The sequence below is a fragment of the Sphingomonas sp. JC676 genome, from assembly GCF_014489075.1.
Lineage (GTDB): Bacteria > Pseudomonadota > Alphaproteobacteria > Sphingomonadales > Sphingomonadaceae > Sphingomonas.
Genome location: NZ_JACTGR010000015.1, coordinates 1 through 4,464 on the forward strand (window position 1 = coordinate 1; position 4,464 = coordinate 4,464).

6 protein-coding genes are annotated in these 4,464 nt (G+C 59.2%); all 6 read left to right on the top strand.

The genetic code is table 11. The features are described from left to right. The first annotated feature begins 118 nt into the window (after positions 1 to 118). The gene (locus IAG41_RS22705) at positions 119 to 1,267 is read left to right on the top strand and encodes an IS30 family transposase (RefSeq protein WP_187730984.1); all 1,149 of its coding nucleotides are present in this window, start codon (positions 119 to 121) and stop codon (positions 1,265 to 1,267) included. A gap of 87 nt (positions 1,268 to 1,354) precedes the next feature. Continuing rightward, positions 1,355 to 1,954 carry a hypothetical protein gene (locus IAG41_RS22710; RefSeq protein WP_187730985.1) on the top strand — a complete coding sequence of 200 codons (600 nt, stop codon included), beginning with the start codon at positions 1,355 to 1,357 and terminating at the stop codon, positions 1,952 to 1,954. 166 nt (positions 1,955 to 2,120) lie between these two features. Next, positions 2,121 to 2,573, top strand: coding sequence for a hypothetical protein (locus IAG41_RS22715; RefSeq protein WP_187730986.1), 453 nt, complete (start codon positions 2,121 to 2,123; stop codon positions 2,571 to 2,573). A gap of 422 nt (positions 2,574 to 2,995) precedes the next feature. Then, positions 2,996 to 3,628: a tyrosine-type recombinase/integrase gene (locus IAG41_RS22720; RefSeq protein WP_187730987.1), complete on the top strand. Its 633-nt coding sequence runs from the start codon at positions 2,996 to 2,998 to the stop codon at positions 3,626 to 3,628. 115 nt (positions 3,629 to 3,743) lie between these two features. Beyond that, on the top strand, positions 3,744 to 3,995 hold the full coding sequence (locus IAG41_RS22725) for a hypothetical protein (protein ID WP_187730988.1): 252 nt from the start codon (positions 3,744 to 3,746) through the stop codon (positions 3,993 to 3,995). Positions 3,996 to 4,054: 59 nt separating this feature from the next. Next, positions 4,055 to 4,318 carry a hypothetical protein gene (locus IAG41_RS22730; RefSeq protein WP_187730989.1) on the top strand — a complete coding sequence of 88 codons (264 nt, stop codon included), beginning with the start codon at positions 4,055 to 4,057 and terminating at the stop codon, positions 4,316 to 4,318. The last annotated feature ends 146 nt before the right edge of the window (positions 4,319 to 4,464 follow it).

The following is a 4,464-nucleotide window of genomic DNA, read 5'->3' on the forward strand; positions in this document are numbered from 1 at the left end:
CAGTACTTCCCGCCGTTCGAGCTGTCGAAGGCGAACGGTCTCTCCGAATGTCCGATAATGGGTGGCGGGTTCAACGGGTCGTCGCAACACCTTTAATCTGAGAGGATGGAGGTGAGCGATGGTGACGTCACGGATCTGGTTTACGCCGGCGCAGAAGGTCGAGCTGTGGGAGCGCTGGAAGCAAGGGCAGAGCATATCGGCGATCTCACGTGCTCTGGAGCGGCGTAACAAGTCGGGCGTTCGGCAGATCGTGGCGCTGCACGGTGGGATCGCGCCAGCGCCGCGGCGCAGAGCGGTCAGGGCGTTGAGGGTGGAGGAGCGCGAAGAGATATCGCGCGGGATCGCAGCAGGTTGGTCGATCCGAGGCATCGCGCGAGCCTTGGGGCGCTCGCCCTCAACGATCTGCCGTGAGATCGAGCGTAATGGTGGGTCGCGGGTATATCGTGCAGCGCGGGCGGATAAGCTGGCATGGGAGCGAGCGTTACGTCCGAAGCGGTGTCGCCTGGCGTGTCATGGCCGGCTACGCTGGCGCGTGGCGCAGAAGCTGGCGCTGCAGTGGTCGCCGCAGCAGATTGCGGGCTGGCTGAGGCGGCAGTACCCGGATGATCCAGTCATGCAGATATCCCACGAGGCGATCTATCGCAGTCTCTTCATCCAGGCGCGCGGCGTGCTCAAGAAGGAGCTCATGGCGCACCTGCGCAGCAGGCGGCAGATGCGCCATGCCAAGGGCGCCAACACCGGCACAGGCCAGGGACAGATCCTCGACATGGTATCGATCCGCGAGCGCCCGGCGGACGCCGACGATCGCGCTGTGCCGGGTCACTGGGAGGGCGATCTGCTCACCGGTGCCGGTGACACTCACATCGCGACGCTCGTCGAACGCCATAGCCGCTTCACGATGCTGGTGAAGCTGAAGAGGAAGGACTCATCTACCGTGGTGGAAGCGCTCATCCAGCAGATCGGCAAGTTGCCCAAGGAACTAAAGCGTTCGCTGACCTGGGATCAAGGCAAGGAGATGGCCCGACATCGAACCTTCACCATGGCCACCGACGTGCAAGTTTACTTCTGTGACCCGCGCAGCCTCTGGCAGCGCGGTAGCAACGAGAACACCAACGGCCTGCTCCGCCAATATCTACCCAGATCAACCGACCTCTCGCGCATCTCGCAAAGCCAACTCAACGCCATCGCCCTGCGCCCCAATCAGCGACCCAGGAAGACCTTGGACTTCGAAACACCCGCCGATAGACTAGCCATGGTGTTGCGATGATCCGTTGAACCCGCCGGTGGGAAGCGGTCATTCGAGTTTGCCGTTATCATATTCCAAGAAAGAATCGCAGGCGCTACAAACGCGGTGATGACCAAAATCTCCCTGATATTGCTATCTATCGCGCCAGTGGTCGCGCTTGCCAGCTGTGCACCCCCTGACATTCCATCGTCTGCGTCAACGCATTGGTCGTTTAAAGACGGTTTTTATTGGACGTGGTACTCACCTGTTCAAGAGGGCTGTATCAGCTGGATGGCAATGGAGCGTTGGGTTTCAGTTCAGGTGCTGGTGGACAGAAGATGCAATAACGGTCGCGAAAAAGGGTTTGTCGACGGTAAGGGATTAACCTATTTTTCTCCTGAGGACCATTTGACGTTTAGAGGCTATTGGCCCTGGACACCAAACATATATGATAAACTGATTATCTTTAATAAGCACGGAAATGTAGAGACGGTGCTCCCGTGCCCACATGTTCTTTCTGCTAAACAAGTTAGTGCTATGCAGATCGTATTGAACGATGCCTTGAGGGGGAAGAATACTGACAGCGAGAAGCGGGTGTTGTCGAGGATTAGTGCGCGGCTTGTCTCGCTAAGCAACGTACAACTTTCCAGCTCTCAAGAGGGCTGCACCGATGAACCGAAAAGTAGTGAGGACCGCAAGACCAAAACGGATCCTTGGACAGCAAACTAGCTCTTAACTGCCGACTACCATTGTTGGGTCCGAAACACGTTGAATCCTATGTCCGCTTTTGGGGCGAAAGCGGTCATCAGCGCGGTCGCCGACACTCACGTCCGGAAGTGGTGGAAAGCGGTCATTGACGAATCCATGATAGAGATCGCTTATCGACTTGGAGGCCATGATGCTTTTCGGCTTGATCGTCGCTCTCGTGGCTGGCTTTGCAGGAGGCGGAGCCGCGCAACCAAGTGAGATTATTTCCATCGACTTGGCAGTATCGAGCAAGGTTTTGCCGTCTCTTCAAAGCCGCACAAATGAGCGCCCAGCGACACACAAAGAGATCCGACGGATATTCTCAAATGCAGTTTTGACGCCGGATTCGCGAGATTCCCCGCCGGGTGCAGATTTCTCTGCAGCTTTTCGACGGGACGGGTCGTGGGAAAAGACTGTTTTCGCGGTGGTCGCCCGTACTGAGCGCGGCTCCTGGCGGGTGACCGGAAACAAGATATGCTTATCATATGATGGCGGCACCCGCTGCAGCGAGGTTCGGCTCGTCAACGGCAAGTCGATACGACTGATAGGTTTTGGTTCTACACCGGGCACGGGGCGCTTTTTGTACAAAATCAACCACTGACCCTGCAGCGCGGGAGCCATCCCTCTCGCCCATCAACGACCGACATTGGGCGTTACTTGCCGTTCGTTCGGGGCAGGCCTGCATTGCCAATTCGTCGTTCCAAGATGCGAACAAGATCGACGGAAAAACACAGCAGCACGGCTCCAACGAACCACCATGATGAGTGGTCAGGCCAGTAAATCATCTCAGACACGACGCCGAGCACAAGCAACGCCAATGCCGCGCCTCCCATTGCGATCCGCGTATAGAGCAAAGCAAATGTAATATAGCGAGAATACGCATAACGTCGACGACCGCTAGTGGGGCGATCCCGGACGGGCCGCTTTTCGGCAGGGCGCCCCGGTAGCCGGTGCAAGACGTGGCGGTGACGACTTCGGTGCCCCGTTCTCCTCCTTGGCCATCACGGCCAAAGGAGAAGGAATATGGGTATGTCAGAGTTTGATCCGGCCGCGTGCGTGCGCCGACCATGGAACGCTGGGCGAAAGATCGGCGCCAAGCGCGCGCTGAAGCCCCAGCAGGTCTGGGCTATCCGCTTCTTCCTCGATCAGCACCGGCGCCTTCGCGACCGCGCATTGTTCGACTTGGCAATCGACAGCAAGCTGCGCGGCTGCGACGTCGTAAGGATGAAGATCGGAGACCTTGTGCTGGGTGAACAGGTTCGTACCCGTGCGATCGTCGTCCAGGCGAAGACCGGGAAGCCGGTCCAGTTCGAGCTGATGTCGGATGCCCGCGCCAGCCTGCTTGCCTGGCTGGCGCGCCGTGGCGGTGCGCTGGACGACTACGTGTTCCCGAGCCGCGTCGATCACGCGCGCCCACTGAGCACCCGCCAGTACGCCCGGCTTGTTGATGAGTGGGTGGACGGCGTGGGCCTACGTCGCGAAGAGTACGGAACGCACTCGCTCCGGCGTACCAAGGCATCGATCATCTACAAGGCTTCGGGCAACCTGCGCGCGGTCCAAATTCTGCTCGGTCACGCCAAGATTGAGAACACGGTGCGCTATCTCGGCGTCGACGTCGAGGACGCGCTGGCGCTGGCAGAGGGCGTCGAGGTGTAACCCAACCCGGCTCCTCGGCGATGGCGGGGAGCCGGACCGGGCTCCCCGCGATCCAAAGCAGGCGATCCGCAGTCGCCCAGTAGCGGACGCTTATCGAATCTGCGATTGTCAGACGATGATGCGAAAGAAATCCATCCTTTTAGCGAGCGCGCTGCTCGGTCCAGTTCTCATCGCGCTCACAGTGATCGCGGCGCAATCGAGCGATTTCCGATCGTTCGTAACTAGCGAGGACGGCGGAATGCACGGCATTCTGGCCATCATCCTCGTGGGCGCGGTGGTATACTCCACTGTGTTTCAACTTTGGCTCGCAAAGAAATTCTGGGAGCCGCGTATCGCTCGAGCATTTGACCAAATCGGACGTCGTTGAAGAATTGGCGAACGGCGGCTTTCCACCAATCTCGGACGTGAGTGCCGGCGACCGCGCTGATGACCGCTACCGCGCCAGTTGCGGTCGTTGACGGCCGGTCGGTTCCTGCTCATCACTTCGACGTGATGACATTCAGGGCGACCTTGATCTGGTTCGTGGGCACGGTGAGTGTGTTCGCGGCGTGCTGTCTCGTCATGGCCCGCTTTGGCCATGATATGAACGCGCCGGTTGTCGTTTACCCGTTCATTGCGGTCTGGGGTTTCAGCGCGCTCGCATGGCCGCTGTTTGCTGTGCTGGCGTGGACGGCCCGGAACGACCGCTAACCACCCACTTGTGGATGTTAGGATTCTGCAAAGCGGACGCCACCCAGGCTGGCAGCAAACGCCCAAATCTTGGACGCTCAGTCGGCCGTTTCGCCATCCCGAAACCGGCCATTCGGCACGGCGCGAAGTGCCGAAGACAGTCATTG

Coding starts and splice junctions, on each gene's coding strand:
- IAG41_RS22705 (WP_187730984.1), top strand. CDS start 119: ATGGTGACGTCACGGATCTGGTTTACGCCGGCGCAGAAGGTCGAGCTG.
- IAG41_RS22720 (WP_187730987.1), top strand. CDS start 2,996: ATGGGTATGTCAGAGTTTGATCCGGCCGCGTGCGTGCGCCGACCATGG.
- IAG41_RS22725 (WP_187730988.1), top strand. CDS start 3,744: ATGATGCGAAAGAAATCCATCCTTTTAGCGAGCGCGCTGCTCGGTCCA.
- IAG41_RS22715 (WP_187730986.1), top strand. CDS start 2,121: ATGATGCTTTTCGGCTTGATCGTCGCTCTCGTGGCTGGCTTTGCAGGA.
- IAG41_RS22710 (WP_187730985.1), top strand. CDS start 1,355: ATGACCAAAATCTCCCTGATATTGCTATCTATCGCGCCAGTGGTCGCG.
- IAG41_RS22730 (WP_187730989.1), top strand. CDS start 4,055: ATGACCGCTACCGCGCCAGTTGCGGTCGTTGACGGCCGGTCGGTTCCT.